Genomic DNA, 25,620 nt, shown 5'->3' with positions numbered 1-25,620 from the left:
CCCACAGGTCGAACCCTGCAGTTCCAGCAACACATCCGACCCGTAGGACCGCACGCCGAGCAGGTACCGTCAGGTGGCTGCCGTCGGGCAATCTCTACCAAGTCCTGAGGAGGACTACTAGTGGGCAAGGCGAAGTTCGAGCGGACGAAGCCGCACGTCAACATCGGGACCATCGGTCACGTCGACCACGGCAAGACGACGCTGACCGCCGCGATCTCGAAGGTGCTGCACGACAAGTACCCGGATCTGAACCCCTTCACGCCGTTCGACGAGATCGACAAGGCACCGGAGGAGAAGCAGCGCGGGATCACCATCAACATCGCGCACGTCGAGTACCAGACCGAGAAGCGTCACTACGCGCACGTCGACGCCCCCGGTCACGCCGACTACATCAAGAACATGATCACGGGCGCGGCGCAGATGGACGGCGCCATCCTCGTGGTCGCGGCGACCGACGGCCCGATGGCCCAGACGCGTGAGCACGTCCTGCTCGCCCGTCAGGTCGGCGTGCCCTACCTGCTGGTGGCGCTGAACAAGGCCGACATGGTCGACGACGAGGAGATCCTCGAGCTCGTCGAGATGGAGGTCCGCGAGCTGCTGTCGTCGCAGGAGTTCGATGGCGACAACGCCCCGGTCGTGCGCGTCTCGGGCCTCAAGGCGCTCGAGGGCGACCCGGTCTGGGTCAAGTCCGTCGAGGACCTGCTCGAGGCTGTCGACGAGTCCGTCCCGGACCCGATCCGCGAGATCGACAAGCCGTTCCTCATGCCGATCGAGGACGTCTTCACGATCACGGGTCGTGGCACGGTCGTCACCGGTCGTGTCGAGCGCGGCACGCTCAAGGTGAACGAGGAGGTGGAGATCGTCGGCATCAAGGAGAAGGCGATCAAGACCACGGTCACCGGCGTCGAGATGTTCCGCAAGCTGCTCGACTACGCCGAGGCCGGCGAGAACGTCGGTCTGCTCCTGCGCGGCACGAAGCGCGAGGAGGTCGAGCGCGGCCAGGTCGTCGTCAAGCCGGGCTCGATCACGCCGCACACCGAGTTCGAGGGCCAGGTCTACATCCTGTCCAAGGACGAGGGCGGCCGTCACAACCCGTTCTACGGCAACTACCGTCCCCAGTTCTACTTCCGGACGACGGACGTCACCGGTGTCATCACGCTGCCCGAGGGCACCGAGATGGTCATGCCGGGCGACAACACGGAGATCTCCGTGACGCTCATCCAGCCCATCGCGATGGAGGAGGGCCTCGGCTTCGCCATCCGCGAGGGTGGCCGCACCGTCGGCTCGGGCCGGGTCGTCAAGATCACCAAGTGATCACCGCCCCCCGGGGCTGATCCACCACGCAGGGCCCGGGAGCTTCGGCTCCCGGGCCCTGCGTCGTCGCGGGTGAGACAGCGGCCTGGCAGCCGCGCCGCAGTGGTCGTCGGCCGCGGTGGAGGCTCACGAGGCTCACGAGGCTCACGAGCACCGGCGTGCCGAGCCCCGGCAGCAGCACCACGCGGTCGGTGCCCGCGGGTCTGCACCCAGGTGCCGGCGGGGTGGAGCCCGATCGGTGACCTCGCTATTGCGGGGTAGGACCACGTGCGACTTGGTCTTTTCGGGTTCGTCTGGCAGACTTCTGGGGTTGCCCGCTGGGGTGTGCGTTCACGCGCGCCCAATGCTGGGCGAACAGACGTGGCGAACGCCCGGACCCCCTGGTCACCCGGAGGGTGGCGTTCGACGACACCACGGCCCCTGTCCCGGGAACGGTACGCAGCGCAAAGACGGTCGCGAAGAGCGACACGCCCGAGCGCGGGGGTCGGACACGGCCGGTTTTTCTAGAGAGAGAAGTAGACGACGCCATGGCGGGACAGAAGATCCGCATCAGGCTCAAGTCCTACGACCACGAGGTCATCGACAGCTCGGCGCGCAAGATCGTCGACACGGTGACTCGCGCTGGTGCGTCGGTCGTGGGTCCGGTGCCGCTGCCGACGGAGAAGAACGTCTTCTGCGTCATCCGGTCGCCCCACAAGTACAAGGACAGCCGCGAGCACTTCGAGATGCGCACGCACAAGCGGCTCATCGACATCATCGATCCCACGCCGAAGGCCGTCGACTCGCTCATGCGTCTCGACCTCCCCGCCGACGTGAACATCGAGATCAAGCTCTGACGCTGGGAAGGGACTGATCTACATGGTTACCCAGCAGAACGCGCGCCCCGTCACGGCGCTCCTCGGCATCAAGCTCGGCATGACCCAGGTGTGGGACGAGGCAGGTCGCCTCGTTCCCGTCACGGTCGTCGGCGTGGGCACGAACGTCGTGACGCAGGTCCGCTCCGCTGAGAGCGACGGCTACGCCTCGGTCCAGCTGGCCTACGGCCAGATCGACCCGCGCAAGGTCACCAAGCCGCTCAAGGGCCACTTCGAGAAGGCCGGGGTCACCCCCCGCCGGCATGTGGCAGAGATCCGTACGTCCGACGCGGCCGAGTACACCCTCGGCCAGGAGATCACCGCCGGCGCGTTCGCGCCCGGCCAGGTGGTCGACGTGACCGGTACCACCAAGGGCAAGGGCACCGCCGGTGTGATGAAGCGTCACGGCTTCCACGGCGTCGGCGCCTCCCACGGTGCGCACCGCAACCACCGCAAGCCCGGCTCGATCGGTGGCGCATCGACGCCGTCGCGCGTGTTCAAGGGCATCAAGATGGCCGGTCGGATGGGCGTCGACCGCCAGACGACCCAGAACCTGACCGTGCACGCGATCGACGTCGAGAGGGGTCTGCTGCTCGTCAAGGGCGCAGTTCCCGGCCCCAAGGGTGGCGTCGTGGTCGTGCGATCCGCTGTGAAGGGTGCGTGACCTCGATGAGCGACACGCTGACCGTCGACGTCCTCGACGACAAGGGCAAGAAGGCCGGCACGGCCGACCTGCCCGGTGACGTCTTCGACGCCACGACCAACATCCCCCTGATCCACCAGGTCGTCGTCGCCCAGCTCGCCGCCGCGCGGCAGGGCACCCACGACACCAAGAGCCGCGGCGAGGTCCGCGGTGGTGGCAGGAAGCCGTACAAGCAGAAGGGCACCGGCCGCGCCCGTCAGGGCTCGACCCGTGCACCGCAGTTCGCCGGCGGTGGCGTCGTCCACGGCCCGACCCCGCGTGACTACTCGCAGCGCACCCCGAAGAAGATGAAGGCCGCGGCGCTCCGCGGTGCTCTCTCGGACCGCGCGCGTGCGGGCCGCGTCCACGTCGTCACGGGCTTCGCCCCGGGCGAGGTCCCGTCGACGAAGTCCGCGATCGCGGTGCTCGACAACCTCTCCGGGCGCAAGAACGTCCTCGTGGTCGTGGAGCGTCAGGACGAGATCACGTGGAAGTCGCTGCGCAACGTCGAGCGGGTCCACCTGCTCGTCGCCGACCAGCTCAACACCTACGACGTCCTCATCTCGGACGACGTGGTCTTCACCCAGGGCGCGCTCGACGCGTTCCTGGCCGGCCCCGTCAAGGGCGCACGGAATGCTGCGGCATCCGAGACCACGACCGACGATGTGGCTCACGAGGAGACGAAGTGACCGCCCTCGGCAAGGACCCGCGCGACATCCTGATCGCGCCGGTCGTCTCGGAGAAGAGCTACGGCCTGCTCGACGAGGGGAAGTACACCTTCCTCGTCGACCCGCGCGCCAACAAGACCGAGATCAAGATCGCCGTCGAGCACGTCTTCGGCGTCAAGGTCGAGTCGGTCAACACCGCGAACCGTCAGGGCAAGGCCCGCCGGACCCGCTTCGGCATCGGCCGCCGCAAGAACACGAAGCGTGCGATCGTCACCCTCCGCGAGGGCTCGATCGACATCTTCGGCGGACCGGTCGGCTGACCGAGAGCGAAGAGGACTTACTTTCATGGGAATCCGCAAGTACAAGCCGACGACGCCTGGCCGCCGAGGCTCGAGCGTCGCCGACTTCGTCGAGATCACGCGCTCGCAGCCGGAGAAGTCGCTCGTCCGCCCGCTGCACAAGACGGGCGGTCGCAACGCGACCGGTCGCATCACGACGCGTCACCAGGGTGGCGGGCACAAGCGCGCCTACCGCGTGATCGACTTCCGTCGCCACGACAAGGACGGCGTGCCGGCCAAGGTCGCGCACATCGAGTACGACCCGAACCGCACGGCGCGTATCGCGCTGCTGCACTACGCGGACGGTGAGAAGCGCTACATCCTCGCCCCCCACAAGGTGTCGCAGGGCGACATGCTCGAGGCGGGCGCGGGCGCGGACATCAAGCCCGGCAACAACCTGCCGCTGCGCAACATCCCGACCGGTACGGTCATCCACGCCATCGAGATGAAGCCCGGTGGCGGCGCGAAGATCGCACGTTCGGCCGGTGCGTCGGTGCAGCTCGTCGCCAAGGACGGGCCGTACGCGCAGCTGCGCATGCCGTCCGGCGAGATCCGCAACGTCGACCTGCGCTGCCGCGCCACGGTCGGCGAGGTGGGCAACGCCGAGCAGTCGAACATCAACTGGGGCAAGGCCGGCCGCATGCGCTGGAAGGGCAAGCGCCCGACCGTCCGTGGTGTCGCCATGAACCCGATCGACCACCCGCACGGTGGTGGCGAGGGCAAGACGTCCGGTGGACGTCACCCCGTCAGCCCGTGGGGCCAGTCCGAGGGTCGCACCCGTCGTCCGAACAAGCCGAGCGACAAGCTCATCGTGCGCCGTCGGCGCACCGGCAAGAACAAGCGCTGATAGGAGCCTGAGATGCCACGCAGCCTGAAGAAGGGCCCGTTCGTCGACGGCCACCTGCAGAAGAAGGTCGACGTCCAGAACGAGGCCGGCACGAAGAACGTCATCAAGACGTGGTCGCGCCGTTCGATGATCACGCCGGACTTCCTCGGCCACACGTTCGCGGTGCACGACGGACGCAAGCACACCCCGGTGTTCGTGACGGAGTCGATGGTCGGGCACAAGCTCGGCGAGTTCGCCCCGACGCGGACGTTCCGCGGCCACGAGAAGGACGACCGGAAGGGCCGTCGCCGCTGACCTCGGTCAGCCCGGTGACGCCCTGACGGCAGAGACAAGAGAGCAGGACAGCGATGGAAGCCAAGGCGAAGGCACGGTTCGTCCGTGTCACGCCCCAGAAGGCCCGCCGCGTCGTGGACCTCATCCGTGGCAAGCAGGCGGCGGAGGCCGTGGCGGTGCTGAAGTTCGCACCGCAGGCAGCAGCGGAGCCCGTCCTCAAGACGGTGCAGTCCGCGGTCGCCAACGCGGTCGAGGGTGCGAAGCGCAACAGCGAGCGGCTCGACGAGGCCGACCTCTTCATCTCGGAGGTCTTCGTCGACGAGGGCCCCACGCTCAAGCGGTTCCGTCCGCGGGCGCAGGGTCGCGCGAGCCAGATCCTCAAGCGGACGAGCCACATCACGGTGGTCGTCACTGAGCGTGAGACGAAGGGAAGGGCCCGATAGTGGGACAGAAAGTCAACCCGCTCGGGTACCGCCTGGGCATCACGACCGACCACCGTTCGCGCTGGTTCGCCGACTCGACGAAGCCGGGTCAGCGCTACCGCGACTACGTCCGCGAGGACGTGCAGATCCGCAAGCTCATGAGCACGGGTCTCGAGCGCGCCGGTATCGCCAAGGTCGAGATCGAGCGCACGCGGGACCGTGTGCGCGTCGACATCCACACCGCCCGCCCGGGCATCGTCATCGGGCGTCGTGGGGCGGAGGCCGACCGCATCCGCGGCGAGCTCGAGAAGCTCACGGGCAAGCAGGTGCAGCTGAACATCCTCGAGGTCAAGAACGCCGAGATCGAGGCTCAGCTGGTCGCCCAGGGCATCGCCGAGCAGCTGGCGAGCCGCGTCTCGTTCCGCCGTGCCATGCGCAAGGGCATCCAGTCGGCCCAGCGTGCCGGTGCCAAGGGCATCCGCGTGCAGGTCTCCGGCCGCCTCGGTGGCGCGGAGATGAGCCGTACGGAGTTCTACCGCGAGGGTCGTGTGCCGCTGCACACGCTGCGCGCGAACATCGACTACGGCTTCTTCGAGGCCCGCACGACCTTCGGCCGCATCGGCGTGAAGGTCTGGGTCTACAAGGGCGACATGACCGAGAAGGAGTGGGCGCGCGAGCAGGCCTCGCAGGCTCCGCGTCCCTCGCGTGGCGGCCCGCGTACCGACCGTGGCGGTGAGCGTGGCGGTGACCGTGGTCCCCGCGGCGGTGCCGGTGGTGCCGGCGGTGCCGGTGGCGGTCGTCGTCCCGAGCGTCAGGACGCACCCGCCCCGGCCGCCGATCAGGCGCCCGCGGCGGATGCGCCCACCGAGTCCGGAACGGAGGCCTGAGCCGTGCTGATCCCGCGCAGGCTGAAGCACCGCAAGCAGCACCACCCCGGGCGCTCCGGCGCGGCGACGGGTGGCACGACGATCTCCTTCGGTGAGTACGGCATCCAGGCTCTCGAGCCCGCCTACGTCACCAACCGGCAGATCGAGGCTGCACGTATCGCCATGACCCGCCACATCAAGCGTGGAGGGAAGGTCTGGATCAACATCTACCCGGACCGCCCCCTCACGAAGAAGCCCGCCGAGACCCGCATGGGTTCCGGCAAGGGCTCGCCCGAGTGGTGGATCGCCAACGTCAAGCCGGGCCGAGTTCTGTTCGAGCTCGCCGGTGTCCCGGAGCCGCTCGCGCGTGAGGCCATGCGTCGCGCGCAGCACAAGCTCCCGATGAAGACACGTTTCATCGTGCGCGAGGGTGGTAACTGATGGCTATCGGAACCAAGGAGCTGGCTCCCACCGAGCTGGACACCTTCGACGACGAGAAGCTGGTCGCCGAGCTGAAGAAGGCCAAGGAGGAGCTGTTCAACCTCCGCTTCCAGTCCGCGACCGGTCAGCTCGAGAGCCACGGCCGGCTCAAGGCCGTCCGTCGTGACATCGCGCGCATCTACACGATCCTGCGCGAGCGCGAGCTCGGCATCCGTACCGCACCGAGCGCGGAGTGAGGCAACCATGACCACGAAGCACGAGAACACGACGGCCACGGCCGACGACCGCACGTTCCGCAAGACGCGTCGCGGCTACGTCGTGTCCGACAAGATGGACAAGACCGTCGTCGTCGAGGTCGAGGACCGCGTCAAGCACCCGCTGTACGGCAAGGTCATCCGCCGCACCAGCAAGGTCAAGGCGCACGACGAGCTCAACGCCGCCGGCATCGGCGACCTGGTCGAGATCATGGAGACCCGGCCGCTGTCGGCGACCAAGCGCTGGCGCGTCGTCGAGATCCTCCAGAAGGCCAAGTAACCCTGCGTCGGGCCGCGAGGCCACCGCAGCACCGCACCACGACAGTTGCCCACGACGCGGGCGGGTCACCCCGCCCGCGGCGTGTGCACCACGGCAACCATCCGTATGGCCAGGCTCGCCGCCGCCGTGCGAGCGAGAACCCGCCAGACGACAGGAGTAGGTAGATGATCCAGCAGGAGTCGCGACTGCGTGTCGCCGACAACACGGGTGCGAAGGAGATTCTCTGCATCCGTGTGCTCGGCGGCTCCGGCCGCCGTTACGCGGGTATCGGAGACGTCATCGTCGCCACCGTGAAGGACGCCATCCCCGGCGGCAACGTCAAGAAGGGCGACGTCGTCAAGGCGGTCATCGTCCGCACCCGCAAGGAGCGTCGGCGTCCCGACGGCTCGTACATCAAGTTCGACGAGAACGCGGCCGTGATCCTCAAGAACGACGGTGAGCCTCGTGGCACGCGCATCTTCGGCCCGGTGGGCCGGGAGCTGCGTGACAAGAAGTTCATGAAGATCATCTCGCTCGCTCCGGAGGTGATCTGACCATGGCAAAGATCAAGAAGGGCGACCTCGTCCTCGTGATCTCGGGTCGCGACAAGGGCCAGCAGGGCCGCGTCCTCGAGGTCCTTCCCGAGACGCAGCGCGTCGTGGTCGAGGGCGTCCAGCGTGTGCAGAAGCACACGAAGGCCGGCCAGACCTCGCGCGGCACCCGCACCGGCGGCATCGAGACGATCGAGGCCCCCATCCACATCAGCAACGTGATGCTCGTGGACCCGGAGACCAAGAAGGGCACCCGGGTCGGCTACCGCAGCGAGCAGGTCGAGCGCGACGGACGCACGCGCACCGTGCGTGTCCGCGTCGCCAAGCGCTCCGGTAAGGACATCTGATGACCGAGACCACCATCGAGGCCCCGGCCCTGCCGCGCCTCAAGTCGCGCTACAACGACGAGATCCGGTCGGCGCTCTTCGAGCAGTTCAGCCACGAGAACATCAACCAGGTCGCGCGCCTGGTCAAGGTCGTCGTGAACATGGGCGTCGGCGAGGCCGCGAAGGACTCCAAGCTCATCGAGGGCGCGATCCGCGACCTGACCCAGATCACGGGACAGAAGCCGCAGGTCACGAAGGCTCGCAAGTCCATCGCTCAGTTCAAGCTGCGCGAGGGCATGCCGATCGGCGCTCACGTGACGCTGCGCGGCGACCGGGCCTGGGAGTTCCTCGACCGCCTGCTGTCGACGGCGCTGCCGCGCATCCGTGACTTCCGGGGGCTGTCGCCCCAGCAGTTCGACGGCCACGGGAACTACACCTTCGGCCTCGTGGAGCAGTCCGTGTTCCACGAGATCGACCAGGACAAGATCGACCGTGTCCGCGGCATGGACATCACGATCGTGACCACCGCGACGACGGACGCGGAGGGGCGCGCGCTCCTCAAGCTCCTCGGCTTCCCGTTCAAGGAGAACTGACATGGCGAAGACCGCCCTCATCAACAAGGCGGCCGCGAAGCCCAAGTTCGCGGTCCGCGGTTACACGCGTTGCCAGAAGTGCGGACGTCCGCACTCGGTGTACCGCAAGTTCGGCCTGTGCCGGATCTGCGTGCGGGAGATGGCCCACCGTGGCGAGCTCCCCGGCGTGACCAAGAGCAGCTGGTAACCCAGCCCTGCTCGGCACCATCCTCCTGACGTCGGTAGGTCCGCGGCCCCCCTCCGGGGGGCTGCGGATACCCCGGCGAGAAAGGGCTGACGCCCGATGACCATGACCGACCCGATCGCAGACTTCCTGACGCGTCTGCGCAACGCGAACTCGGCGCACCACGACACGGTGACGATCCCGTTCTCGAAGCTCAAGAGCCACGTCGCCGAGATCCTGCAGGCCGAGGGCTACATCTCCGGCTGGACCGTCGAGGACGCCCCGGTGGGCAAGAACCTCACGATCACGCTGAAGTACGGCCCGAACCGCGAGCGTTCGCTCGCCGGCATCAAGCGCGTGTCCAAGCCGGGCCTGCGCGTGTACGCCAAGTCGACCAACCTGCCGAAGGTGCTCGGCGGCCTGGGCGTGGCGATCCTGTCCACGTCCTCCGGGCTGCTGACCGACAAGCAGGCCGCCAAGAAGGGCGTGGGTGGGGAAGTCCTCGCCTACGTCTGGTAAGTCCGAGACGGAGAGGAGAACAGCCATGTCTCGTATCGGCAGGGTCCCCGTCCCGGTTCCGGCCGGCGTCGATGTCGCCATCGACGACCGCCTCGTGACGGTCAAGGGTCCGAAGGGCACGCTCAGCCACACCATCGCGGCACCGCTCGCGGTCGACCGCGACGACGCGGGCGCCCTCGTGGTGACGCGTCCCGACGACGAGCGCCTCTCGCGCTCGCTGCACGGCCTGACCCGCACGCTGCTGGCCAACCTGGTCACCGGTGTGACGGAGGGCTACATCAAGAAGCTCGAGATCGTGGGCACGGGTTACCGCGTCACGGCAAAGGGCGACAACCTCGAGTTCGCGCTCGGCTTCAGCCACCCGGTCGTCGTCGAGCCGCCGGCGGGCATCACGTTCGCCGTCGAGGCGCCGACCAAGTTCTCGGTGCAGGGCATCGACAAGCAGCAGGTTGGCGAGGTCGCCGCGAACATCCGCAAGATCCGCAAGCCCGAGCCGTACAAGGGCAAGGGCGTGCGGTACGCGGGCGAGAACGTGCGCCGCAAGGTCGGAAAGGCTGGGAAGTAGCCATGGCTATCGGCATCAGAGGCAAGGGCACGACCGTCGCTCGTCGGCGTCGTCACCTGCGCCTGCGCAAGAAGGTGGTCGGTACGGCTGCTCGTCCCCGCCTCGTCGTGACGCGCTCTGCGCGGCACATGACGGCCCAGGTCGTCGACGACGCCCTCGGCAAGACGCTCGCGTCGGCGTCGACCCTCGAGGTCGACCTGCGCGGCGACGACGGCGACAAGACCGCCAAGGCACGGAAGATCGGCGAGCTCGTGGCCGCCCGTGCCAAGGCTGCCGGCGTCGAGGCGGTCGTGTTCGACCGCGGCGGCAACAAGTACCACGGCCGTGTGGCCGCGGTCGCCGACGGCGCACGCGAGGGCGGTCTGGCCCTGTGACGACGAACTCCGCATCGAAGAAGAGGACTCTCTGATGGCTGCTCCTCAGCGCAGCAACACCGGTGCCGGTGGCACCGGCGGCGACCGCCGGGACGGCGGCCGTCGTGACGGCGGGCGGCGTGACGCCCCCGAGAAGAGCGCGTTCGTCGAGCGCGTCGTGACGATCAACCGTGTCGCCAAGGTCGTCAAGGGCGGCCGCCGCTTCAGCTTCACCGCGCTCGTCGTGGTGGGCGACGGCGACGGCACGGTCGGCGTCGGCTACGGGAAGGCCAAGGAGGTGCCCGCGGCGATCGCCAAGGGTGTCGAGGAGGCGAAGAAGAGCTTCTTCCGCGTCCCCCGCATCCAGGGCACCATCCCGCACCCCATCCAGGGTGAGGCTGCTGCCGGTGTCGTCTTCCTGCGTCCCGCGTCGCCGGGTACCGGCGTGATCGCCGGTGGTCCGGTGCGCGCGGTGCTCGAGTGCGCCGGCATCCACGACGTGCTCAGCAAGTCGCTCGGGTCGTCCAACGCGATCAACATCGTGCACGCCACGGTCAAGGCACTGCGCTCCCTCGAGGAGCCGGAGGCTGTGGCGGCTCGCCGCGGCCTGCCTCTCGACCACGTCGCGCCGCACGCGCTGCTGCGCGCGCAGGCCGAGGGTCGTGCCGCCGCGGCAGCATCGAAGGCGGGTGCGTGATGGCCCGTCTGAAGGTGACCCAGACCCGGTCCGCCATCGGCGGCAAGCAGAACCAGCGCGACACGCTGCGCACCCTGGGCCTGAAGCGGATCGGCGACGTCGTCGTCAAGGAGGACCGCCCTGAGATCCGCGGCATGGTCAAGACGGTGACGCACCTGATCGCGGTCGAGGAGGTCGAGTGACCATGGCCGACGACAAGAAGGCCGACGACACGACGACGGACACCGAGGCGCCCAAGGCTGCCAAGGCTCCGGCGAAGAAGGCTGCCGCCAAGGCGGATGCCGCTCCGGCCGCGGAGAAGAAGTCCGCCAAGGCGGACGCTGCTCCGGCTGCAGCCAAGAAGGCGTCCGCGAAGGCGGACACCTCGGCCACGACGGAGTCCTCGGCGAAGGCCGACAAGGCTCCGGCCAAGAAGAAGGCCCCGACGGCTGCCGCGAAGGCTGCTGCCGAGGCCGCTGCCCAGCCCGGCGCCGGTGGCACCCTCAAGGTGCACCACCTGCGTCCGGCCCCCGGTGCCAAGACCGCCAAGACCCGTGTGGGTCGTGGCGAGGCGTCCAAGGGCAAGACGGCCGGCCGCGGTACCAAGGGCACCAAGGCCCGGTACCAGGTGCCGGACCGCTTCGAGGGTGGGCAGATGCCGCTGCACATGCGGCTGCCCAAGCTCCGTGGCTTCAAGAACCCGTTCCGCGTCGAGTACCAGGTCGTCAACCTGGACAAGCTCTCCGCGCTGTACCCCGACGGTGGCGACGTGACGGTCGCCGACCTGGTCGCCAAGGGCGCGGTCCGCAAGGGCCAGCGCGTCAAGGTGCTGGGTGACGGTGACCTGACCGTCAAGGTGTCCGTCGCCGTGGACGCGTACTCCGCGTCCGCGAAGGACAAGATCGAGGCTGCCGGCGGGAGCGTCGCGGGGGACTGACCCTCCGAGGCGTCACGCAGGTCGGACCACCCGCAGCGGGCGGTCCCGGGAGAGATCCCGGGGCCGCCCGCTGCGGCGTTGGCAGGCAGACGTGCGTCCCCATGCGCCACCGAGGTGTGTGGCGGGCTCCGATAGTCGGCGATCGACAGTGCGATACCTGCGTGCTCCCGCGCCCGGTCGAGCACGTGGCAGGGGAGACGAAACACCCCACATCGCGCCCCGGGCGCACCGCGCGAAGCCCTCGGACGACCCCCACGATTGAATCGTTTTGAGGCCTATGGCGAACGTTTGCCGCCCGTGACCTGCAGGTCTGCCGTGAAGCGGGCGACGCGAGCAACCCTCGATGACCGATTCTGCCGCAAGCGTTTCGACTTTCGAAAGTCCGGGTGAAAGGTCTCGGCCCGCTAGGGGTTACCACCCGTCGTTGTGCGCCCCTAGGTCCGGGTGTGCCCCGCTGTGCCCCGATCTGTCGAAGTGGACGGTCGACCTGGACAAGTGACCTACTTAAATCCGCAAGGGGTTGTCGGAGGCGTCGCACTCGTCAGGAGAGCGGCACGACGGCCCCAGCAGGATCCAGGGGGCAGTGGCCATGGGAGCAGGGACGAGCCGGCAGCGCAGGGTGGGCACGCGACGTGCCGCCCTCGGCGCAGCGCTCGCCCTCGTGCTCGGCCTGGGGCTCGCGCCCGTCGTCGGCGTCCTGACCGTGACTCCTGCCGCCGCCGCGACCGGCGACCTCAGCTCCACCGCGAGCGGGTCGGCGCTGATGGCGACCGACGGCGCAGGGCGGTACAAGGACCGCATCACCTGGGTCAACTGGGGTGCGGCCGGAGCGAGCCTCACGGGCGGGACCCGCTCGTGGAACTGGTTCAGCTGGGAGTACACGGACGCCGTCACCTCCGTCACCACCCGCCAGGAGGTCAGCGCGAACGCGCGCCTCGAGGTCACGTGCAGGATGACGCGCGGATACGAGCAGAACGTGGTCGTCTACCGTCCCGGCACCTACGCGGCCGACGGCCTGCCGCAGCTCTACCGGGCGTCGGGCGCACCGGGCCTGGTGTCGGGCTTCGCGATCCCGGGCGACAACGCCGACCGGACCGTGAACGTGGCGTGCAGCGCGGTGCTCGCGACCTATCCGACCGGATTCAACGGCACGCCCACCACGCAGCCGGTCCCGCTCGCGGGGCTCGTGGTGGCCGACGCCGAGTCGACCAACGCCACCGAGACGCTGGCGGCGACGGGCGTGGCCGGGACGACCTGGCGCATCATCGACCGCTGGGCCGGGACGTGCGGCTCGGAGTACCGCGGCGCGGTGACCAATTCCAGCAGGACGCTGACGTTGAGCTCGAACATGGAGTGCGGGGGTACGGGGGCGTCCTCCGCCACCGCTGTGGCGCTGGCCCAGGGGTCGACGTCCCTCGACATCGCCCTCAACGGCAGCGGCATCGCCGCCGCCTCGATCGGCTACGTGCTCGGCGCCGACTACGGCGACGCGCCGGCGAGCTACGGTCACGCGCCTGCCGTCGTGCAGCCGACCTGGACCGGGGGGTCGTCAGTCAGCACGAGCACCGCCGCCCCCACGAACCTGCTGGCCGGTGGCTTCGAGCTCGCCACCATGGCGGCGTCGACGACCCGGCTCGGCTTGCAGGCGCACCCCAACCGGACGGTCCCGACGAGCGCAGACGCCACCGGCGATGCCGGCTGGGCCGTGCCCAACGGCACCACGGGCGCGACCACGCAGACCGCCGACGAGGACACGGTGACCACCCCGCCGCGACTGACGGCGCAGGTCGGTGTGGCGTCGACCTACTCGCTGCCCGTCTCGTGTGCTGCAGCCACGACCGGTCGTGTCCGGGGGTGGCTCGACTGGAACGCCAACAACGGGTTCGACGCAGGCGAGGCGACCGCCACGGCCGCATGCACGGCAGGCACGGCGACGCTGACGTGGACGGGCATCACCGTGACCTCGGCCCAGCTCGGCCGTCGGACCCTGCGCGTGGCGATCGCCCCCGACGACGCCCAGCTCCTCACCGCGACCACCCCGATCCTGACCGGTGAGGTCGAGGACTGGCAGGTCGAGGTGGTCGCCGCCCTGACGGTGACCAAGACCGCGAGCGCTGCGACCATGCCCGCCGGCGGGAACGTGACGTTCACGATCACCGTGGCGAACGCGGGGGCGGCAGCCGTCGTGGCGCACCTCGCCGACGACTACGCCCTGGCGCTCGACGACGCGACCCTCGGTACCGTCGCCCGCCCTGCCGGCAGCACGTTCGCCGACAACGGCACCGGCCGGTTCACGTGGAGCGGCACGGTCCCCGCGGGCGGCAGCGTGCAGCTCACCTACCCCATGACGACGCGCTCCGCCGTCGGGGGGCCGGGCGACCAGGTGCTCACCAACGTGGTCGCGGTGTCGACCTCGGCGATCACGGCAGCGGTGACCTGCGCGGCCGGGTCGGCGGAGATGACCGCCCTGCAGTGCGCACGCGTCGACCTCTACCGGCCCGGCCTCGCCATCGACAAGCAGGCGTACCTCGCGAGCGACACGGGCTTCACGGCCCAGCTCGCCAACGGCGTGCAGCTCGCGCCGGGTGCCGCGGTCGTGTGGCGCTACGTCGTGACCAACACCGGCTCGGTGCCGCTGACGGGCGTGGTCGTCTCCGACGCGTGGTCGCAGACCCGCTCGACGATCGACGGCACGACGTCGGCCGGCGGAGCGACGACCCTCACCTGTCCCGGCTTCCCGCCGGGGACGTCCGTCGCGCTCGGCACGCTCGCCGTGGGCGCCGCGACCACCTGCACGGCCTCGGGGGCGGTGGTGCCGAATCCCTGACGCACGCACCCCGGCACACCGCACGACCCGATCGGTGACCACAGACCTGCAGACGCCCGCCCGGACGTGCTGCTCCGCCCTCCGGGCGACCACCCTCAGAAAGGCAACACCATGAAGAACAAGACCAAGGGCCTCATCGCCGGCGTCGCCGGTATCGCGCTGCTGACCGGCGGCTCGACGTTCGCGCTCTGGACCGCCAGCAGCACCGTCGCAGGTGGCACGATCACGAACGGCAACCTGGCGATCGCCGCCGTCGGCACCCCGGGCTGGAAGGACGTGTCCACGGACCGCGCCGACCGTGGCACTGCCGGACACGACATCAGCCTCGCCACGTGGCGGATGGTCCCGGGTGACGTCGCCGAGGGGACCTACGGGTTCCAGGTGGCGCTCGAGGGTGACAACCTCGTCGCGAACGTCGGCGTCGACACGACCGTCGGCACGCTGCCCACGGGCATGTCCGTGACGTACGACGTGGTCAGCGCCACCGGCACGGTCCTGGCGAACGACATCGCGCTCGGTACCGACTCCGCCGTGCGGTTCGCGGCCCCTCGCGCCGGCCAGGCGGCGGGGGCGCCCGCCAACGCGGCACCGACGATCGTGGTCGACCGGACCGCGCTCGCGACCGTCAACCCGACCTCGAACATGACCGTCGTCCTGACGGCGCGCTTCGACGCGGGGACCGCGGCGACGACGTCGGCGTCCGCAACCACGGCGCTTGGCTCGCTCGTGGTCAACGTCAACCAGGTCCGCACCGGCACGGACTTCGTCGTGCCGCCCGTCGTCCCGTGATCACCCGGGTGGGGCGGGCCTCTGGCCCGCCCCACCCCTCGATCCACCCCGCACCACCGACCCGCTGACCCACCGAGGAGGACACCATGAGCACCCACCCCGCACCCCGCGACAGCTGGTTCTCCGGCCTCCTCTCCGCGGTCACGACCTTCGCGCTGCTCGTCGTGCTCGCCGCGGCGGTCGCGCTCGCGGTCGTTCCCAAGGTCCTCGACGGTGCCGCGCTGACGGTGCTCACCGGCTCGATGGTGCCGACGTACGATCCCGGCGACGTGGTCGTCGTCCGCGGCGTGAAGGACGCCGCGGCCGAGGTCCAGATCGGCGATGTCGTGACGTTCCAGCCCGTGTCCGACGACCCCACGCTCATCACGCACCGCGTGGTCGAGAAGGTGTTCACGGCCGACGGCACCATGTTCGTCACGCGCGGTGACGCGAACAGCGCGGACGACGCGCCGCTCGTGCCCGCCCAGGTCAAGGCCGAGGTGGTCTACCACGTGCCGTGGGTCGGGCACGTCTCGCTCTACCTCGGCCAGCAGCGCGGCCTGCTCGTCGTCGGAGTCGCCGTGGCGCTCTTCCTCTACGCGGCGTTCATGGTCCTGCGCCCGGAGCGTCGACGCTCCGCCGTCGCTGCCGATGCCCCGGACACCGACGCGCCGGCGGACGACCCGCTGCCGGCGGAGGCGAGCCGATGAGGGCCCGTCGCGTGCTGTCGCTCGCGGCGTCGGCCCTGGTCGTCGCGGCCGCGACGGCCGGCATCACGTACGCGCTGTGGGGCGAGGACGCGTCGGTGGCCATGCCGGTGATCCGCTCGGGGAACCTGGAGCTCCAGATCGTCGGCACGCCGACGTGGACCGAGACCAGCCCCGGCGTCACACCCGTCCACGCGTTCGGCATGCAGGGCGACCAGATCACGGCCAACCACCTGGCGACACCCGGTGACGCGTTCACCCTGCGCCAGCAGTTCCGCACCGTGCTGACGGGCGACAACGTGGCAGCCCGCGTCAACGTGCGCTGGGCCACCCCGCCGAGCCTCCAGCCGACGGGCCGCGTCACCGCCACGTACGTCGTCACCATGCCCGACGGCACGGCGTCGGCACCCGTCGCGCTCGGCTCACCCGTGACCCTCCCCGGCGGCACCGACAACATCACGCCCGCCGAGGTCGCGTCGTGGGGGACCACGCCGTGGTCGGTGACCATCTCGCTCGTCTACACCGGGACCTCGGCCGTCGTCGTCGCACCGTCGGCGGTGGGGTCGGCCCCGGTCACCACGACCGGCGCGGTCGTCGTCGAGCTCGCCCAGGTGCGCAGCGGGGACGGCTTCCAGTGACGACCGCGACGACGCGCGCGTCGGCGTGGCGGCGACCGCACGGCTGGCTCCTGACGGCGTTCGTGCTGCTCGCGGCGATCCTCGTGGGTGCCGGCACCGGCGGCACGCTCGCTCTGTGGCGCGACGAGTTCACCGGGACGGTCCGGATGCCCGTGGGTGTGACCGTGTTCGGGGTCGGCACGCCCGCGACACCCGGCACGCTCGCGAAGTACGCGACCGCGGACCCGCAGTCCCTCACCTTCACGTTCGGCCCGGCGCAGGCCGCGGCCCTCTACGGCGGTCCCACGGGCGGCGCGGTCGCGATCCCCGTCCAGGTCGACTCGCTCGCGCAGGGCCACCGCGGGCTGTCCTACACGGTCACCCCGAGCATCACCGGCGGGGTGTTCGGCGCGTCGCGCTGGCAGCTCTACAAGGTCGCGTCGGCCGCGGCGTGCACGACGTCCACCACGGCGACCGTCACGACCACGTCGACTCCCTGGAGCACCGCCTACACCACGACGACGGCCCTGGTGTCCGAGTACTGGTGCCTCGTCGCGCGCTTCGTCCCGGTCACCGGCACCCACACCAACACGGCCACGGTGACGGGGACGCCCGTCATCCCTGGCCTGGGTGCCCAGTCACCGCTGACCGCCACCGACTCGTGGTCGGCCCTCACGCGCCAGACCCTCGTCCCGTCCGCCGAGCCGACCCACACGCTCACGTTCGCGTTCACGACCACCAGGGCCGGGAGCACGCCGTGAGGCCTGCGCGGGTCGCTGCGGCCGCCGCGGTCGCGCTGCTCGCGTCCGTCGCCCTCGTGGGGCCGGCCGCAGCCGTCGACGTCGCCTGGGAAGGACCCACCCTGTCGCTGGCCTGGGACGGGTCCACGCGCGCCAGCGCGGAGCAGTCGTTCGTGGGCGTACCCGTCACGGTGCCGGGTGACCGCGCCCGGCGCGCGGTCACCGTCCGCAACGACGGGCCGACGGGTGGCACCCTGCAGGCGTGGGTGACGCAGGTCGACCTGCTCGACCCGGCGGCGGGCGCGGACGACGGTTTCTACGACGACCTGCACCTGGACTGGGCGACGGCTTCTCAGACCGACGGGGCGACGTTCCGTGCGCTCGAGGCCGCAGGGGACACCCTCATCGCGCAGACGCACCTCCCGCAGGGCGCCGTCACCCGGATCGAGGTCGCGTACGAGCTGCCGGCCACGGCCACGACCGGCAACCGCGGCCTCGTCGGAGAGCGTGAGGCGTCGTTCGTGGTGCACGTCCAGATCACCGGCGACACGGCCACGCCTGCCCCCACGTCCGCGCCGTCGCCCACGGCCACGCCCGCGCCGTCGCCCACGACGGGCGAGGGTGTCGCCGCCGACCCCGGTCCGACGACGACGGCGGCGGGCACCGTGGCTGCCGCGCCGGCGGCCGGCAACGCCGCGACGCTGGCCCTCACGGGCCTCGACGCCCTGCGCGCGGCCCTCCTCGCGGTCGTCGGGATCGGCTTCGGGTCGCTGCTCGTCGGGGCCGCGCGTCGCCGGCGGGACGTCCAGCAGCCGGGCGGGTCCGGTACGGCGCCCACCGCGGGGTAGTCTCTACCGGCGGTCCGTCCCGCTCATCGACGGCGACGGGGTCGGAGGACGGCCCACACAGCAGGAGGACGACAGGTGCTCAGTGCATTCGTTCGGGCGTTCAGGACGCCCGACCTGCGGCGCAAGCTGCTCTTCACCATCGGGATGATGGTGCTGTTCCGCATCGGGTCGTTCCTGCCGACCCCAGGGGTGAGCTACCCGAACGTGCAGGCCTGCATCGAGCAGACCGCGGACAACGACCTGCTGGGCCTGGTCAACCTGTTCAGTGGTGGCGCGCTCCTGCAGCTCTCCGTGTTCTCGCTCGGGATCATGCCGTACATCACCGCGAGCATCATCATCCAGCTCCTGCGCGTGGTCATCCCCAAGTTCGAGGAGCTGCACCGCGAGGGCCAGTCCGGAACCGCGAAGCTGACGCAGTACACGCGGTACCTGACCATCGGCCTGGCGGTCCTGCAGTCGACGACGATCATCACGTTCGCGCGCAGCGGCAACCTGTTCCAGGGCTGCACGCTCGAGGTCATCCCCGACGACAGCCCCGTCACGCTGCTCCTGATGGTCATCACGATGACCGCGGGCACCGGCCTCATCATGTGGCTGGGCGAGCTCATCACCGAGCGCGGCGTCGGCAACGGCATGTCGCTGCTCATCTTCACGTCGATCGCCGCGTCGTTCCCCGGCGCGCTGTGGTCGATCGCCGGTGGCAACAACGGTGCCGGCAAGTTCGTCGCCGTGCTGGCGATCGTCGTGCTGGTCATCGGGCTCGTCGTGTTCGTCGAGCAGTCGCAGCGCCGCGTGCCGGTGCAGTACGCCAAGCGCATGGTCGGCCGCCGCATGTACGGCGGGTCGAGCACCTACATCCCGATCAAGATCAACATGGCCGGCGTCATCCCGGTGATCTTCGCGTCCTCGCTGCTCGCGGTGCCGACGCTGATCGCGCAGTTCGGTGACGCGACCGCGGGCTGGGTGCAGTGGATCAGCGTGAACGTGGCCGACCCGGCCGCCCCGCTCCACATCGCGATGTACCTCGTCCTCATCATCTTCTTCTGCTTCTTCTACACGGCGATCACGTTCAACCCGGACGAGGTCGCGGACAACATGAAGAAGTACGGCGGGTTCATCCCGGGAATCCGCGCGGGCCGCCCGACGGCCGAGTACCTCGACTACGTCATCACGCGCATCACGACCCCGGGGTCGCTGTACCTGGCGATGATCGCGCTGATCCCGATGATCGCGTTCATCGTGCTCGGCGTCGGCGCCAACATCCCGTTCGGCGGGGCGTCGATCCTCATCGTGGTGGGCGTCGGCCTCGAGACCGTCAAGCAGATCGAGTCCCAGCTGCAGCAGCGGCACTACGAAGGGTTCTTGCGTTGAGTGCACGTCTGGTCCTGCTCGGTCCGCCCGGAGCGGGCAAGGGCACGCAAGCCGCCCGTCTCGCCGAGGCGCTGGGTGTCCCGGCCGTCTCGACCGGCGACATCTTCCGCGCGAACGTCAAGGACGGGACCGAGCTCGGTCGTCGGGTGCAGGACGTCACGGCGTCCGGCCGGCTCGTCCCGGACGAGCTGACCAACGAGCTCGTCCGGGACCGCCTGGCGCAGGACGACGCCGTCGACGGGTTCCTGCTCGACGGGTACCCGCGCAACGTGGCGCAGGTGGCCGCGCTCGACGAGATGCTCGCCGCGGCGGGCCGTGAGCTGGACCTCGCGGTCGAGCTGACGGTCGACCCGCAGGTCGTCGTCGAGCGGCTCACGAAGCGTGCGCAGGTCGAGGGCCGGGCGGACGACACCGTCGAGGTCATCCGGCACCGGCTCGACGTCTACGCCGAGCAGACGGCCCCGATCTCGCAGGTGTACGCGGACCGCGGCCTGCTCGCGCAGGTCGACGGCCTGGGCGAGGTCGACGACGTCACGACGCGGCTGCTCGCCGCGGTCGCCCCCGTCCGGTCCTGAGGTCCCGTGGTGTTCGGCCGCGACCGCGTGGAGTACAAGACGCCTGAGCAGGTCGCCGTCATGCGCCGCGCCGGCCTCGTGGTCGCGGACGCCCTCGACGCCGTGCGGGCCGCGATCGCCCCGGGGGTGACGACGGCCGAGCTCGACGCCGTCGCCGAGGACGTCATCACGGCCGCGGGCGCGACCCCGTCCTTCCTCGGGTACCACGGGTACCCCGCGTCGCTGTGCGTGTCCGTGAACGACGAGATCGTGCACGGCATCCCCGGTCCGCGCGTGCTGCAGCCCGGTGACGTCGTGTCGGTCGACTGCGGGGCCGTCGTCGACGGCTGGCACGGCGACTCGGCGTTCACCGTCGTGCTCGACCCCGCCGACCCGGCGGACCTCGCGCTCGTCGCCACCACGCAGGACGCGCTGTGGGCCGGCATCGCCGCGCTCGCGACGGGGGACCGGCTGGGTGCGGTCGGCGGTGCGGTCGAGGACGTCGTCGAGGAGGCCGCGGCTCGCACGGGTGCGCAGCCGTTCGGCATCGTCGAGGACTACGTCGGTCACGGCATCGGCACCGCCATGCACCAGCCCCCCGACGTCCCGAACTACCGTTCGCGTGACCGCGGTGTGCGGCTGCGACCGGGGCTCTGCGTGGCGGTCGAGCCCATGCTGGTGCGCGGTGCGCAGGACAACCACGTGCTGGCCGACGACTGGACCGTGGTCACGGACGACGGCGCGCGGTCGGCCCACTGGGAGCACACGGTCGCACTGCTCGAGGGCGGCATCGTGGTGCTCACGGCGCGCGACGGCGGCGCCGAGCGGCTCCGCGCCCTGGGCGTCGAGGTCGCGACGCTCTGACGCGCGAGCAGCGACGTGACCTCCGGTCGCGCCGCTGGGTAGGCCGCCGCGTCGCGCGCTGTGATGGCCGCTGCGTCCCCTACATCGCGGTACCGACCAGTCTCGGAATGCCGTATGCTTGCTCGTTGGTTGTGTGCGCCGATGGATCGGCGACCAGTCACCCCACGTCCTCCGCTCGACCTCGCACGATGTCGCGCGGCGTCCGGCACGTCTGCCGGGCGTTGGCACGGGGTGGGGCGACCACCGGCAGGACACGACGAGCACGACAGTTAGCGGAGGACATGGCCAAGAAGGACGGCGTGATCGAGATCGAGGGCAGCGTGGTCGAAGCGCTGCCCAACGCGATGTTCCGGGTGGAGCTCGCGAACGGCCACAAGGTGCTCGCCCACATCTCGGGCAAGATGCGTCAGCACTACATCCGGATCCTCCCCGAGGACCGGGTGGTCGTCGAGCTCAGCCCGTACGACCTGACCCGCGGGCGCATCGTCTACCGCTACAAGTAACCACCACCATCGAGACGCTGTCGGTCGGGCCACACGGTCCGGGACGCGGCGGCGGAGGAACGAACGCGATGAAGGTCAAGCCGAGCGTCAAGAAGATCTGCGACAAGTGCAAGGTGATCCGCCGGCACGGTCGCGTCCAGGTGATCTGCGAGAACCTGCGCCACAAGCAGCGCCAGGGCTGAGCAGCCACCTGCACCACCCCGCCCCCCAGGGGGCGAGCAAGCGCACCGCCGCTCCGTGACCCGGCCCCCGGGCCGATGTCACGGTGAACCCCCAGCTCGGAGGCTGGGGCCCGCAAGGACTGCGGGAGGACGGTGCGGCAGACCTCCGAGTGCAGTACAGGAGTCACCAGGCACATGGCACGTCTGATCGGTGTCGATCTGCCCCGCGACAAGCGGGTCGAGGTCGCCCTCACCTACATCTTCGGGGTCGGTCGCACGCGTGCGCACCAGGCCCTGTCCGCCACCGGCATCAGCCCGGACGTCCGGGTCAAGGACCTGGGCGACACGGAGCTGGTCGCACTGCGCGACTTCCTCCAGGGCAGCTTCAAGCTCGAGGGTGACCTCCGACGCGAGATCGCCGCCGACATCCGCCGCAAGGTCGAGATCGGTAGCTACGAGGGTCTGCGTCACCGCCGCGGCCTCCCGGTGCGCGGTCAGCGCACCAAGACCAACGCGCGTACCCGCAAGGGCCCCAAGCGCACCGTCGCCGGCAAGAAGAAGGCCGGGCGCAAGTGATGACGCGGGCCGGTCGCGCACCTCGCTGACCGCCCGCCCGTCCGCCTTCCGACCCGCAGACCCCGAGAGAAGAAGAGATGCCTCCCAAGTCCCGCACCGCCGTGCGCAAGCCCCGCCGCAAGGAGAAGAAGAACATCTCCCACGGCCAGGCGCACATCAAGAGCACGTTCAACAACACCATCGTGTCCATCACCGACCCGTCGGGCGCCGTGATCGCCTGGGCCTCCTCGGGTCAGGTGGGCTTCAAGGGTTCCCGCAAGTCGACTCCGTTCGCCGCGCAGCTCGCCGCCGAGGCAGCCGCGCGCAAGGCGCAGGAGCACGGCATGCGCAAGGTCGACGTCTTCGTCAAGGGCCCGGGCTCGGGCCGCGAGACGGCGATCCGTTCGCTGCAGGCCACCGGCCTCGAGGTCGGCTCCATCCAGGACGTGACGCCGCAGGCCCACAACGGCTGCCGTCCGCCGAAGCGTCGACGCGTCTGACGCGCGCACGGCCGGGACGATGCCGTCAGGCGCTCGTCCCGGCCCTCGCGCGTCCGCCGCGCACCACGTCCGTCGCCCTGCGAGGCGGTAGCCCTGCGAGGCGCACGAGCCGCACCACGGAACGACGGATGACACACGCATTCCCGCTCGGACCTGCAGACCGAGGCACGTCCAGGCAAGCATCACTCGCGACAGCGTCATATGGCGGACGCTCGCGGAGAGGAACCACACCGTGCTGATCGCACAGCGCCCCACCCTGACCGAAGAGGTCATCTCGGAGCACCGCTCGCGGTTCTCCATCGAGCCTCTCGAGCCCGGCTTCGGCTACACCCTCGGGAACTCCCTGCGCCGGACGCTCCTGTCGTCCATCCCGGGCGCCGCCGTCACGTCCATCCGGATCGACGGCGTGCTGCACGAGTTCTCGACAGTCCCGGGTGTCAAGGAGGACGTCACCGAGATCATCCTCAACATCAAGAACCTCGTCGTCTCCTCGGAGAACGACGAGCCGGTCGTGATGTACCTGCGCAAGCAGGGTTCGGGTGAGATCACCGGCGCCGACATCGTGCCGCCCGCGGGCGTCGAGGTGCACAACCCCGGCCTGCACCTGGCCACGCTGAACGAGAAGGGCAAGCTCGAGATCGAGCTGACCGTCGAGCGCGGCCGCGGCTACGTCTCGGCCAACCAGAACAAGTCGTTCGACGCCGAGATCGGTCGGGTCCCGGTGGACTCGATCTACTCGCCGGTCCTCAAGGTGACCTACAAGGTCGAGGCGACCCGTGTCGAGCAGCGCACCGACTTCGACAAGCTCATCGTCGACGTCGAGACGAAGCAGGCGATCAGCCCGCGCGACGCGCTCGCGTCGGCCGGTCGCACGCTCGTCGAGCTGTTCGGCCTCGCGCGTGAGCTCAACGTCGAGGCGGAGGGCATCGAGATCGGCCCGTCGCCGACGGACGCGGCCCTGGCCGCGGACCTGGCGCTGCCGATCGAGGACCTGCAGCTGACCATCCGGTCGTACAACTGCCTCAAGCGCGAGGGCATCCACTCCGTGGGCGAGCTCGTGGCCCGGTCCGAGGCCGACCTGCTGGACATCCGCAACTTCGGTGCGAAGTCGATCACCGAGGTCAAGGAGAAGCTGGCCGAGCTGGGCCTGACGCTCAAGGACAGCCCGCTGGACTTCGACCCCTCGACGGCCGGCGGCTACTACGGGGACGACGAGACGGACTTCGTCGAGGACGAGCAGTACTGACGTAGGTGATCCCGGGACCGCGCGCCGACGCGCCGGCCCCGGGGACGTCGCCCTCACCGCAGAACCCAAGGAGTAGAGACCATGCCCACGCCCACCAAGGGTCCCAGGCTCGGTGGCAGCCCGGCGCACGAGCGACTCATCCTCGCGAACCTCGCGACGGCACTGTTCGAGCACAGGCGGATCACGACGACGGAGACGAAGGCCAAGCGCCTGCGCCCTCTGGCCGAGCGCCTCATCACGTTCGCCAAGCGCGGTGACCTGCACGCGCGCCGTCGCGTGCTGACCGTCGTGAAGGACAAGGGCGTCGTGCACGCCCTGTTCACCGAGATCGCGCCGGCCGTCGCCGAGCGTCAGGGCGGCTACACGCGGATCACCAAGATCGGTCCGCGCAAGGGCGACAACGCCCCCATGGCCGTCATCGAGCTCGTGCTCGAGCCGCTGTCGCCCAAGCAGGCCGTCGTCAAGGAGGCCACGCGGGCCGCCGAGAAGGCTGCCCCGAAGAAGAAGGCCGACAAGCCGGTCGCCGACGAGGCGCCCGTCGAGGACGCCCCCGTCGAGGACGCGCCGGTCGAGGACGCCCCCGTCGAGGACGCGCCCGCCGACAAGGCCTGATCTCCCTCGCACGCCGACGAGGCCCGCACACCGTCACGGTGGGCGGGCCTCGTCGTGCGTGCTCGGTGCGCCCCACGAAGGGCGGGCGCGCGTCGCGGTTCGTCCGGGTGGTAGCGGACGATCCGGTCGGACGCCGTCACCCCGCCGCGGCCCCGGGGGTCACTCGATCGGTCGTCGAGCGGTAGCGTCCGGGGCATGGCTGACGCTGCCGCTCCCGTCGTCCTCGTCCACGGCCTGCGCACGTCGCACACGATGTGGCGGGCTCAGGTCGACGCGCTGCGCCGCGCCGGGTACGAGGCGACGGCGGTCGACCTGCCCGGGCACGGCGCCCGGCTCGACGAGACGTTCACGCTCGACGGCGGTGTCGAGGCCGTGCACTCCGCGGTCGCCGCTGCCGGCGGGCGCGCGCTCGTGGTGGGGCTGTCGCTCGGCGGCTACGTGGCGATCGCGCACGCCGCGCGGCACCCGGACCAGGTGGTGGGACTCCTCGCCGCGGCGTGCAGCACGGTGCCGCGCCCCGTCGTCGTGCGCGCCTGGGGGGCCGCCGCGGACGGGTTCTTCGCCCGGCTGCCGGACCGCGGGGCGGCGATCAACCAGGTCCTCGTCGACCGGGTGCTGTCACCCGCAGCAGCCGCCGACGTGGCCGCGGGCGGGTTCGCGCTCGACGTCGTCGGGGACACGATGCGCGCGATGCTGTCGGCGACGCCGCTCGCGGACCTGGCCCGCGTCGAGGCCCCCGTGTGGCTCGTCAACGGCCGGTGGGACCACTTCCGGCGCGACGAGCGGCGCTTCCTGGCGGCGTGCCGGGATGGTCGCCTGGTCGTCGTCCCCGGTGCGACGCACCTG

General features: G+C 70.3%; 37 protein-coding genes and 1 pseudogene. All 38 read left to right on the top strand.

The genetic code is table 11. The features are described 5' to 3' along the window. Positions 1-120 precede the first annotated feature (120 nt). Positions 121-1,314, top strand: coding sequence for an elongation factor Tu (tuf, locus tag OKX07_RS14335; protein WP_265628746.1), 1,194 nt, complete (start codon positions 121-123; stop codon positions 1,312-1,314). Positions 1,315-1,841: 527 nt separating this feature from the next. Then, positions 1,842-2,150, top strand: a complete 309-nt coding sequence (gene rpsJ / locus OKX07_RS14330) for a 30S ribosomal protein S10 (protein WP_013117879.1) — start codon at positions 1,842-1,844, stop codon at positions 2,148-2,150. Between the two features lie 22 nt (positions 2,151-2,172). Further along, entirely contained in the window at positions 2,173-2,832 is a 660-nt protein-coding gene (rplC, locus tag OKX07_RS14325; RefSeq protein WP_265628745.1) for a 50S ribosomal protein L3, read from the top strand. Positions 2,833-2,837: 5 nt separating this feature from the next. After that, entirely contained in the window at positions 2,838-3,539 is a 702-nt protein-coding gene (rplD, locus tag OKX07_RS14320; RefSeq protein ID WP_265628744.1) for a 50S ribosomal protein L4, read from the top strand. Beyond that, complete coding sequence (gene rplW, locus OKX07_RS14315) at positions 3,536-3,838, top strand: 50S ribosomal protein L23 (protein WP_203671244.1); 303 nt, start codon at positions 3,536-3,538, stop codon at positions 3,836-3,838. Before rplD ends, rplW begins: the two co-directional genes overlap by 4 nt. A 25-nt stretch (positions 3,839-3,863) precedes the next feature. Next, positions 3,864-4,703 carry a 50S ribosomal protein L2 gene (gene rplB, locus OKX07_RS14310; protein WP_265628743.1) on the top strand — a complete coding sequence of 280 codons (840 nt, stop codon included), beginning with the start codon at positions 3,864-3,866 and terminating at the stop codon, positions 4,701-4,703. A 12-nt stretch (positions 4,704-4,715) separates the two neighbouring features. Then, entirely contained in the window at positions 4,716-4,997 is a 282-nt protein-coding gene (rpsS, locus tag OKX07_RS14305; protein ID WP_265628742.1) for a 30S ribosomal protein S19, read from the top strand. 53 nt (positions 4,998-5,050) lie between these two features. Further along, entirely contained in the window at positions 5,051-5,419 is a 369-nt protein-coding gene (rplV, locus tag OKX07_RS14300; protein WP_265628741.1) for a 50S ribosomal protein L22, read from the top strand. Next, positions 5,419-6,285 (top strand): 30S ribosomal protein S3, encoded by an 867-nt coding sequence (gene rpsC, locus OKX07_RS14295; protein ID WP_265628740.1) that lies wholly within the window; start codon positions 5,419-5,421, stop codon positions 6,283-6,285. Before rplV ends, rpsC begins: the two co-directional genes overlap by 1 nt. A 3-nt stretch (positions 6,286-6,288) precedes the next feature. Further along, positions 6,289-6,705, top strand: coding sequence for a 50S ribosomal protein L16 (gene rplP, locus OKX07_RS14290; RefSeq protein WP_191782354.1), 417 nt, complete (start codon positions 6,289-6,291; stop codon positions 6,703-6,705). Further along, entirely contained in the window at positions 6,705-6,941 is a 237-nt protein-coding gene (rpmC, locus tag OKX07_RS14285) for a 50S ribosomal protein L29 (protein ID WP_225214955.1), read from the top strand. Before rplP ends, rpmC begins: the two co-directional genes overlap by 1 nt. 7 nt (positions 6,942-6,948) lie before the next feature. Further along, a complete protein-coding gene (gene rpsQ / locus OKX07_RS14280) occupies positions 6,949-7,239 on the top strand; it encodes a 30S ribosomal protein S17 (RefSeq protein WP_265628739.1) in 291 nt (96 codons plus the stop codon). A 164-nt stretch (positions 7,240-7,403) separates the two neighbouring features. Beyond that, complete coding sequence (gene rplN / locus OKX07_RS14275; protein ID WP_013117868.1) at positions 7,404-7,772, top strand: 50S ribosomal protein L14; 369 nt, start codon at positions 7,404-7,406, stop codon at positions 7,770-7,772. A gap of 2 nt (positions 7,773-7,774) precedes the next feature. Beyond that, entirely contained in the window at positions 7,775-8,116 is a 342-nt protein-coding gene (rplX, locus tag OKX07_RS14270) for a 50S ribosomal protein L24 (protein WP_265628738.1), read from the top strand. Next, positions 8,116-8,688, top strand: coding sequence for a 50S ribosomal protein L5 (rplE, locus tag OKX07_RS14265; RefSeq protein WP_265628737.1), 573 nt, complete (start codon positions 8,116-8,118; stop codon positions 8,686-8,688). The genes rplX and rplE overlap by 1 nt, the downstream gene beginning before the upstream one ends. A 1-nt stretch (position 8,689) precedes the next feature. Then, entirely contained in the window at positions 8,690-8,875 is a 186-nt protein-coding gene (locus tag OKX07_RS14260) for a type Z 30S ribosomal protein S14 (RefSeq protein WP_046528982.1), read from the top strand. Positions 8,876-8,971: 96 nt separating this feature from the next. Continuing rightward, complete coding sequence (gene rpsH / locus OKX07_RS14255; RefSeq protein ID WP_265628736.1) at positions 8,972-9,370, top strand: 30S ribosomal protein S8; 399 nt, start codon at positions 8,972-8,974, stop codon at positions 9,368-9,370. Between the two features lie 25 nt (positions 9,371-9,395). Then, complete coding sequence (gene rplF / locus OKX07_RS14250; RefSeq protein ID WP_265628735.1) at positions 9,396-9,935, top strand: 50S ribosomal protein L6; 540 nt, start codon at positions 9,396-9,398, stop codon at positions 9,933-9,935. A 2-nt stretch (positions 9,936-9,937) separates the two neighbouring features. Further along, on the top strand, positions 9,938-10,309 hold the full coding sequence (rplR, locus tag OKX07_RS14245) for a 50S ribosomal protein L18 (RefSeq protein ID WP_265628734.1): 372 nt from the start codon (positions 9,938-9,940) through the stop codon (positions 10,307-10,309). Between the two features lie 34 nt (positions 10,310-10,343). Then, the gene (gene rpsE / locus OKX07_RS14240) at positions 10,344-10,985 is read left to right on the top strand and encodes a 30S ribosomal protein S5 (protein WP_265628733.1); all 642 of its coding nucleotides are present in this window, start codon (positions 10,344-10,346) and stop codon (positions 10,983-10,985) included. Further along, a complete protein-coding gene (gene rpmD / locus OKX07_RS14235) occupies positions 10,985-11,167 on the top strand; it encodes a 50S ribosomal protein L30 (protein WP_265628732.1) in 183 nt (60 codons plus the stop codon). The genes rpsE and rpmD overlap by 1 nt, the downstream gene beginning before the upstream one ends. Before the next feature lie 2 nt (positions 11,168-11,169). Next, positions 11,170-11,901, top strand: a complete 732-nt coding sequence (gene rplO / locus OKX07_RS14230) for a 50S ribosomal protein L15 (protein WP_265631931.1) — start codon at positions 11,170-11,172, stop codon at positions 11,899-11,901. A 619-nt stretch (positions 11,902-12,520) separates the two neighbouring features. Next, positions 12,521-14,728, top strand: a complete 2,208-nt coding sequence (locus OKX07_RS14225; protein WP_265628731.1) for a CshA/CshB family fibrillar adhesin-related protein — start codon at positions 12,521-12,523, stop codon at positions 14,726-14,728. 111 nt (positions 14,729-14,839) lie between these two features. Further along, positions 14,840-15,517: an alternate-type signal peptide domain-containing protein gene (locus OKX07_RS14220; RefSeq protein WP_265628730.1), complete on the top strand. Its 678-nt coding sequence runs from the start codon at positions 14,840-14,842 to the stop codon at positions 15,515-15,517. Positions 15,518-15,603: 86 nt separating this feature from the next. Then, a complete protein-coding gene (locus tag OKX07_RS14215; protein ID WP_265628729.1) occupies positions 15,604-16,206 on the top strand; it encodes a signal peptidase I in 603 nt (200 codons plus the stop codon). After that, positions 16,203-16,841, top strand: coding sequence for a hypothetical protein (locus OKX07_RS14210; protein ID WP_265628728.1), 639 nt, complete (start codon positions 16,203-16,205; stop codon positions 16,839-16,841). The genes OKX07_RS14215 and OKX07_RS14210 overlap by 4 nt, the downstream gene beginning before the upstream one ends. Beyond that, a complete protein-coding gene (locus OKX07_RS14205) occupies positions 16,838-17,581 on the top strand; it encodes a hypothetical protein (protein WP_265628727.1) in 744 nt (247 codons plus the stop codon). Before OKX07_RS14210 ends, OKX07_RS14205 begins: the two co-directional genes overlap by 4 nt. Next, positions 17,578-18,408, top strand: a complete 831-nt coding sequence (locus OKX07_RS14200; RefSeq protein WP_265628726.1) for a hypothetical protein — start codon at positions 17,578-17,580, stop codon at positions 18,406-18,408. The genes OKX07_RS14205 and OKX07_RS14200 overlap by 4 nt, the downstream gene beginning before the upstream one ends. A 75-nt stretch (positions 18,409-18,483) precedes the next feature. Then, positions 18,484-19,779: a preprotein translocase subunit SecY gene (gene secY / locus OKX07_RS14195; protein ID WP_265628725.1), complete on the top strand. Its 1,296-nt coding sequence runs from the start codon at positions 18,484-18,486 to the stop codon at positions 19,777-19,779. Next, entirely contained in the window at positions 19,776-20,354 is a 579-nt protein-coding gene (locus OKX07_RS14190; RefSeq protein ID WP_265628724.1) for an adenylate kinase, read from the top strand. Before secY ends, OKX07_RS14190 begins: the two co-directional genes overlap by 4 nt. Before the next feature lie 9 nt (positions 20,355-20,363). Then, a complete protein-coding gene (gene map, locus OKX07_RS14185) occupies positions 20,364-21,197 on the top strand; it encodes a type I methionyl aminopeptidase (RefSeq protein WP_265628723.1) in 834 nt (277 codons plus the stop codon). Positions 21,198-21,478: 281 nt separating this feature from the next. Next, a complete protein-coding gene (gene infA / locus OKX07_RS14180) occupies positions 21,479-21,700 on the top strand; it encodes a translation initiation factor IF-1 (RefSeq protein WP_019146749.1) in 222 nt (73 codons plus the stop codon). A gap of 68 nt (positions 21,701-21,768) precedes the next feature. Further along, positions 21,769-21,882 (top strand): 50S ribosomal protein L36, encoded by a 114-nt coding sequence (gene rpmJ / locus OKX07_RS14175; RefSeq protein ID WP_013117849.1) that lies wholly within the window; start codon positions 21,769-21,771, stop codon positions 21,880-21,882. Positions 21,883-22,056: 174 nt separating this feature from the next. Further along, positions 22,057-22,437, top strand: coding sequence for a 30S ribosomal protein S13 (rpsM, locus tag OKX07_RS14170; RefSeq protein WP_265628722.1), 381 nt, complete (start codon positions 22,057-22,059; stop codon positions 22,435-22,437). A gap of 77 nt (positions 22,438-22,514) precedes the next feature. Beyond that, entirely contained in the window at positions 22,515-22,916 is a 402-nt protein-coding gene (rpsK, locus tag OKX07_RS14165) for a 30S ribosomal protein S11 (protein ID WP_265628721.1), read from the top strand. 232 nt (positions 22,917-23,148) lie between these two features. Further along, positions 23,149-24,162: a DNA-directed RNA polymerase subunit alpha gene (locus OKX07_RS14160; RefSeq protein WP_265628720.1), complete on the top strand. Its 1,014-nt coding sequence runs from the start codon at positions 23,149-23,151 to the stop codon at positions 24,160-24,162. Positions 24,163-24,243: 81 nt separating this feature from the next. Further along, the gene (rplQ, locus tag OKX07_RS14155) at positions 24,244-24,774 is read left to right on the top strand and encodes a 50S ribosomal protein L17 (RefSeq protein ID WP_265628719.1); all 531 of its coding nucleotides are present in this window, start codon (positions 24,244-24,246) and stop codon (positions 24,772-24,774) included. A gap of 195 nt (positions 24,775-24,969) precedes the next feature. Then, positions 24,970-25,587: pseudogene (locus OKX07_RS14150) on the top strand (alpha/beta fold hydrolase); the annotation flags it as partial. Positions 25,588-25,620: the final 33 nt, after the last annotated feature.

Source organism: Cellulomonas sp. S1-8 (assembly GCF_026184235.1).
In the GTDB taxonomy this organism is placed as follows: Bacteria; Actinomycetota; Actinomycetes; order Actinomycetales; family Cellulomonadaceae; genus Cellulomonas.
This window is presented reverse-complemented; position numbering and strand designations above follow the sequence as displayed.

What these genes read in the sequence shown, in the direction of transcription:
- rplQ (WP_265628719.1), top strand. Translation starts at nt 24,244, where the DNA reads ATGCCCACGCCCACCAAGGGTCCCAGGCTCGGTGGCAGCCCGGCGCAC.
- rpsK (WP_265628721.1), top strand. Translation starts at nt 22,515, where the DNA reads ATGCCTCCCAAGTCCCGCACCGCCGTGCGCAAGCCCCGCCGCAAGGAG.
- rplB (WP_265628743.1), top strand. Translation starts at nt 3,864, where the DNA reads ATGGGAATCCGCAAGTACAAGCCGACGACGCCTGGCCGCCGAGGCTCG.
- rpsS (WP_265628742.1), top strand. Translation starts at nt 4,716, where the DNA reads ATGCCACGCAGCCTGAAGAAGGGCCCGTTCGTCGACGGCCACCTGCAG.
- rplE (WP_265628737.1), top strand. Translation starts at nt 8,116, where the DNA reads ATGACCGAGACCACCATCGAGGCCCCGGCCCTGCCGCGCCTCAAGTCG.
- rpmJ (WP_013117849.1), top strand. Translation starts at nt 21,769, where the DNA reads ATGAAGGTCAAGCCGAGCGTCAAGAAGATCTGCGACAAGTGCAAGGTG.
- rpmD (WP_265628732.1), top strand. Translation starts at nt 10,985, where the DNA reads ATGGCCCGTCTGAAGGTGACCCAGACCCGGTCCGCCATCGGCGGCAAG.
- rpsQ (WP_265628739.1), top strand. Translation starts at nt 6,949, where the DNA reads ATGACCACGAAGCACGAGAACACGACGGCCACGGCCGACGACCGCACG.
- infA (WP_019146749.1), top strand. Translation starts at nt 21,479, where the DNA reads ATGGCCAAGAAGGACGGCGTGATCGAGATCGAGGGCAGCGTGGTCGAA.
- OKX07_RS14260 (WP_046528982.1), top strand. Translation starts at nt 8,690, where the DNA reads ATGGCGAAGACCGCCCTCATCAACAAGGCGGCCGCGAAGCCCAAGTTC.
- rplC (WP_265628745.1), top strand. Translation starts at nt 2,173, where the DNA reads ATGGTTACCCAGCAGAACGCGCGCCCCGTCACGGCGCTCCTCGGCATC.
- OKX07_RS14215 (WP_265628729.1), top strand. Translation starts at nt 15,604, where the DNA reads ATGAGCACCCACCCCGCACCCCGCGACAGCTGGTTCTCCGGCCTCCTC.
- rpsH (WP_265628736.1), top strand. Translation starts at nt 8,972, where the DNA reads ATGACCATGACCGACCCGATCGCAGACTTCCTGACGCGTCTGCGCAAC.
- rplF (WP_265628735.1), top strand. Translation starts at nt 9,396, where the DNA reads ATGTCTCGTATCGGCAGGGTCCCCGTCCCGGTTCCGGCCGGCGTCGAT.
- OKX07_RS14210 (WP_265628728.1), top strand. Translation starts at nt 16,203, where the DNA reads ATGAGGGCCCGTCGCGTGCTGTCGCTCGCGGCGTCGGCCCTGGTCGTC.
- rpsM (WP_265628722.1), top strand. Translation starts at nt 22,057, where the DNA reads ATGGCACGTCTGATCGGTGTCGATCTGCCCCGCGACAAGCGGGTCGAG.
- OKX07_RS14220 (WP_265628730.1), top strand. Translation starts at nt 14,840, where the DNA reads ATGAAGAACAAGACCAAGGGCCTCATCGCCGGCGTCGCCGGTATCGCG.
- rpmC (WP_225214955.1), top strand. Translation starts at nt 6,705, where the DNA reads ATGGCTATCGGAACCAAGGAGCTGGCTCCCACCGAGCTGGACACCTTC.
- rplV (WP_265628741.1), top strand. Translation starts at nt 5,051, where the DNA reads ATGGAAGCCAAGGCGAAGGCACGGTTCGTCCGTGTCACGCCCCAGAAG.
- rplD (WP_265628744.1), top strand. Translation starts at nt 2,838, where the DNA reads ATGAGCGACACGCTGACCGTCGACGTCCTCGACGACAAGGGCAAGAAG.
- rplN (WP_013117868.1), top strand. Translation starts at nt 7,404, where the DNA reads ATGATCCAGCAGGAGTCGCGACTGCGTGTCGCCGACAACACGGGTGCG.
- rpsE (WP_265628733.1), top strand. Translation starts at nt 10,344, where the DNA reads ATGGCTGCTCCTCAGCGCAGCAACACCGGTGCCGGTGGCACCGGCGGC.
- rpsJ (WP_013117879.1), top strand. Translation starts at nt 1,842, where the DNA reads ATGGCGGGACAGAAGATCCGCATCAGGCTCAAGTCCTACGACCACGAG.
- rplX (WP_265628738.1), top strand. Translation starts at nt 7,775, where the DNA reads ATGGCAAAGATCAAGAAGGGCGACCTCGTCCTCGTGATCTCGGGTCGC.
- rplO (WP_265631931.1), top strand. Translation starts at nt 11,170, where the DNA reads ATGGCCGACGACAAGAAGGCCGACGACACGACGACGGACACCGAGGCG.
- rplR (WP_265628734.1), top strand. Translation starts at nt 9,938, where the DNA reads ATGGCTATCGGCATCAGAGGCAAGGGCACGACCGTCGCTCGTCGGCGT.